This is a genomic window from Demequina sp. (genome assembly GCF_024642165.1).
In the GTDB taxonomy this organism is placed as follows: domain Bacteria; phylum Actinomycetota; class Actinomycetes; order Actinomycetales; family Demequinaceae; genus Demequina.
This window is the reverse complement of sequence record NZ_JAHEBP010000091.1, coordinates 4,137-8,146: the sequence shown is the minus strand read 5'-3', so window position 1 is coordinate 8,146 and position 4,010 is coordinate 4,137. Positions and strand designations below refer to the sequence as shown.

Here is a 4,010-nt window from a genome sequence, read left to right as displayed (position 1 = left end):
GTGCCGCGCAAGCTGTCGAGAGAGGCCAAGCGGGCGCTCGAGTCGCTGGTCGAGGCCACCGGCGACGACGATCCGCGCGCGTCGCTGTACTCGGACGCCACTCGCTAGGGAGAAGGTGGACCATGGAGCAGCCCGACGTCGACGAACCGGTGTTCCTCATCTCTGCCGCCGCCGAGCTCGCGGGCATGCACGCGCAGACCCTGCGCCAATACGACCGCCTGGGCCTGGTGGTGCCGCGTCGCCGCCCGGGGGGCGGCCGCCGCTACTCGCTGCGCGACGTCGCCACCCTGCGCGAGGTGCAGCGCATGAGCCAGGAGGAGGGGATCAACCTCGCGGGCATCGCCCGCATCCTTACGCTCTCGCGGCAGGTGCAGCGCCTCGAGGGCGAGGTGGAGCGGCTGCGGCCGCGGGCCGACACGGGCTCGCGGGTGTTCACCACGGGCCCGAACGGGAGCGTCGTCATCGTCGAGCGCGGGCGCCGCGCCCGGCGTGACGAGGGCCGCTCGGTGGTGCTGTGGAGCGGCCGCCGCGACTGAATCGCGAGCCTAGGGCTCCGTCACCTCGACCGTCTTGACGCGTGCGGAGTGGCCGGTGACGATGCGCACCTCCCGCCGCGCGACGCCCAGGTGAGCGGCGAGGGCCGCGACGGCGGCCTCGTTCGCGGCTCCGTCCACGGCCCGCTCGCGCACGTGGACCACGAGCAGGCCGTCGTCACCGGTCTCGACCAGCGGACCCTTGCGGGATCCGGGCTTGACGCGAACGCGATACCTCATCCGCTCATCGTCCCGCATGTGTCTCCCCGGGAGACGCAAGGCCCCCCGGGGAGACAACGAAGGGCCGGCACCGCCCTCAGCTCGGTGCCGGCCCCTCGCCCCCCCTCATCTCTGCAGAGACTCCACGAGGTCCACGGCGTAACCGTGGGTGTCTGGAAGCGATTCGATCCAGACTCGTGGCGGCTGCCGCATGAGGTTTCCCACGCGCATCTGGATGGCGCGCTGGGAAATGTGGTCACGAAGCTCGGCGATCCCATGGCCCATGTCGGGGCCACGGTCGACGAGCACCGCGTACAGTCCGTCCGCGAGGCGGGCCATCGGGTGGCCCTTGCCGTACGCGTCTTGAAGGGCGTGGCCGATGGCGGCGTTGCGCGCCATCCGCTGCCAGGGGTCCGAATCGGCGGCCGCGACGTCCACGATCACCAGAGCGTGCGTGGAGCTGATCGGAACGCCGGCGCGGTCGCCCGCACCGTAGATCTCGCCCAGGCGGGCGATCAGGTATTCAAGAGTGCCGAGCCCGGACTCGGGATCGTTCATCGAGGGGACCATGCGGTGAGCGGCCTCGCCCTCGGTCCATCCCTCGCAGAGCGAACGGATGGAACGAATGGGCGCGGACTCGAATCCCGCGGAACGGAAGAGCACCGCCATGTCATCGATCGCCTCGGTGATACCGACACCCGCGAGCGCCCTCGCCTGACCCAGGCGGTAGGCGGCGGGGGCCGTGTCGAGACGGCTCTCGAGAGCCTCCACGAGTGCCTCGGCGGCGGGCGTGAACCAGTCGCCAGGACGGCGCCACACGGTGCCGATGCTGGCGGTCTCCCACCTGCGCAGCAGCGCCGCGGTTGGCACCGCACCCGGAACGTTCACATCGCTGGTCATGCCGGATGAGAGGGGGTCCCCACGCGACTATGACGCGACTTCCAAAAAAACTTTCGAAACTTCGTCAGGAGCGGCGTGTGATGAATCACTCACCGATACGCTTGCCCCTCTCTAGACCGTCCAGGGAGAATGACGGTATCGAAGTTCGGCACTGAGGAACGAGAGATCACATGACGCAGGAGGCGATGTCGCTGTGGACGGAGACGTCCAGCGACCCTGAGCTGATCGCAGGCGTGCGCGCCGGCGACCCAGCCGCCTTCGGCGTGCTCTACGAGCGGCACGTGGACGCCGCACGCAAGGTCGCGTACCACTATTCCAACAGCACCGCGGATGCCGAAGACGTGGTCTCGGAGGCCTTCTCGCGCATCCTGCGGGCGCTGCAGCAGGGCGACGGCCCGGACCTCGCGTTCCGCGCTTACCTCTTCACCATCGTGCGACGCACGGGGCTCGACGTCATCGAGAAGACGAAGCGCGCACGCCCGCGCGACGACATGTCTCCATTCGAATCGGCGCTGGGACACCAGCCGGGTTCCGACGAGCCCGCGCTCGACACCTTTGAGCAGGCCATGGTTGCGGACGCCTACCGCTCTCTGCCCGAGCGCTGGCGCGCCGTGCTCTGGTACACGGAGGTCGAGAAGAAGAACCCCAAGGAGATCGCGCCCCTGCTCGGGCTCTCGGCCAACGGTGTCGCCGCGCTGGCGTACCGCGCTCGCGAGGCGCTGCGGCAGGCCTATCTCCAGCAGCACCTCAACGGCTCCGACACGGTCAACTGCCTCGAGGCCAACGCACAGTTGGGTTCGTACGTGCGCGGCGGGCTGTCGAAGAGGGAGCACACCAAGGTCGACGATCACGTGCGCGGGTGCGTCAAGTGCACCGCGCTGGTGGCGGAACTCGAGGACGTCAACCGTGGCATGCGGGGAATCATCGCGCCGCTGTTCATGGGCTTCGCGGGCGTCCAGGCGCTCGAGGGCGGGCTGCCCATCGGCGGCGCGCTCGGTGCGGCAGCCGCCGGAGGCGCCGCCGGCGCCGCAGGCTCGGCTGGCGGCGCTGGGGGTGCCACGGGCGCCACCGCCGGCGGGACGGCAGCTGGCGGGCTCGCGTCCGTCGCCAACGGCCTCGCGGCGTTCGCCATCCCCGCGGCGGCGGTGCTGGGCGTGGTCTCCCTCGTCATGACGGGCGCGAGCCTGTTCGGGCTCGTGGGTCAGGACCCCAACCCCGCCGCGGCCGCCGAGACGGTGACCGACCCCGCGCCGGCGCCCGCACCCGACTCCGTGGAGGGGCCCGGCACCGGCGAGACTGAGCCGGGCACGCCCGTCGACGGAGAGCCGGACGTCGCGCCTACGATTCCGGCAGACGAAAGCACCCCGGCGGACGAGCTCATCGTTCCTGGGCTCGGAGCCGAGCCGCCGGCGGACGCGCCCCCGGTCGACGCGCCGGTCGTCGTCGTGACGAACACCGGGAGCGGCACCAACTCAGGTTCGGGTGCTGGTGGTACCGGTGGTACCGGTGGCACTGGCGGTACCGGTGGCACTGGCGGTACCGGTGGCACTGGCGGTACCGGTGGCACTGGCGGCACTGGCGGCACCGATGGCACTGGTGGCACTGGCGGTACCGGTGGCACTGGCGGAACCGGCGGTACCGGCGGAACCGGTGGCACTGGCGGTACTGGCGGTACTGGCGGTACTGGCGGTACCGGCGGAGGCACGGGTACCCCTCCGAACGTGTCGCTGTCCATCGCATCGTCGCCCCTCGGATTCCTCAGCATCCAGCGCTCAACCCCGAGCGTGTCGATGTCGCTCGCCAATTCGGGCGCGGACGCCGCGGACGACGTGGCCGCGAGCATCGTCCTTCCCGCAGGCCTGACCTTCGCGGCGCCTGGCGGCGAGCCCGCGGCGCTGTCACTGGTAAGCGCGGAGAAAATCGGCAGCTACCTGCGCTTCGCCGCATCGTCCACCCTCGACGCCGGCGACTGGACCTGCGAACTCGACGACACGCGCACCACCGCCGACTGCACGCTCGACGAGCTCGCCGCTGGTACGCGGTCCACGCTCGACCTGGACCTCGCGTCGATCGCGACCGGCGCATCGCTCGGCGACGACGCCTGGACAGACTTCTCGGCGGCTTCCGGCGACAACTCCGTGAACTACCGGGTGCGCACCGGGCTCTCGGACAACCCCGTCGCTCTCGATGGCGCCTCGACATTCACTGGCCACGTGGCTGCGACCCAGGTGGGTGCACCCCTGCTCGCGTGCGACGTCACCAACCGCGACTGCACCTCGATCATGGCGTTCCGCGGAAACAGCGCCGATTCGAAGTACGACAACGACGAGCAGACGATGGTGCCGCTCAACACGGCGG

At 70.5% G+C, this 4,010-nt stretch carries 4 protein-coding genes; 2 read left to right on the top strand and 2 right to left on the bottom strand.

Translation table 11 applies throughout. From position 1 onward, the window contains the following. Window positions 1-122: 122 nt before the first annotated feature. Window positions 123-536: a MerR family transcriptional regulator gene (locus Q0L54_RS08680; RefSeq protein ID WP_296667237.1), complete on the top strand. Its 414-nt coding sequence runs from the start codon at window positions 123-125 to the stop codon at window positions 534-536. Between the two features lie 9 nt (window positions 537-545). On the opposite strand, the gene Q0L54_RS08675 is transcribed toward Q0L54_RS08680, so the two are convergent. Continuing rightward, entirely contained in the window at window positions 546-773 is a 228-nt protein-coding gene (locus Q0L54_RS08675; RefSeq protein ID WP_296667233.1) for a DUF167 family protein, read from the bottom strand. Between the two features lie 105 nt (window positions 774-878). After that, window positions 879-1,652, bottom strand: coding sequence for a hypothetical protein (locus Q0L54_RS08670; RefSeq protein WP_296667230.1), 774 nt, complete (start codon window positions 1,650-1,652; stop codon window positions 879-881). 170 nt (window positions 1,653-1,822) lie between these two features. Between Q0L54_RS08670 and Q0L54_RS08665 the strand changes: the two genes are divergently transcribed. After that, on the top strand, window positions 1,823-4,010 hold a 2,188-nt coding region (locus tag Q0L54_RS08665), incomplete at its 3' end, for a sigma-70 family RNA polymerase sigma factor (RefSeq protein WP_296667228.1).

Bases quoted from the DNA above. Each gene is read 5' to 3' on its own strand.
- Q0L54_RS08680 (WP_296667237.1), top strand. From the start codon at position 123: ATGGAGCAGCCCGACGTCGACGAACCGGTGTTCCTCATCTCTGCCGCC.
- Q0L54_RS08675 (WP_296667233.1), bottom strand. From the start codon at position 773: ATGAGGTATCGCGTTCGCGTCAAGCCCGGATCCCGCAAGGGTCCGCTG.
- Q0L54_RS08670 (WP_296667230.1), bottom strand. From the start codon at position 1,652: ATGACCAGCGATGTGAACGTTCCGGGTGCGGTGCCAACCGCGGCGCTG.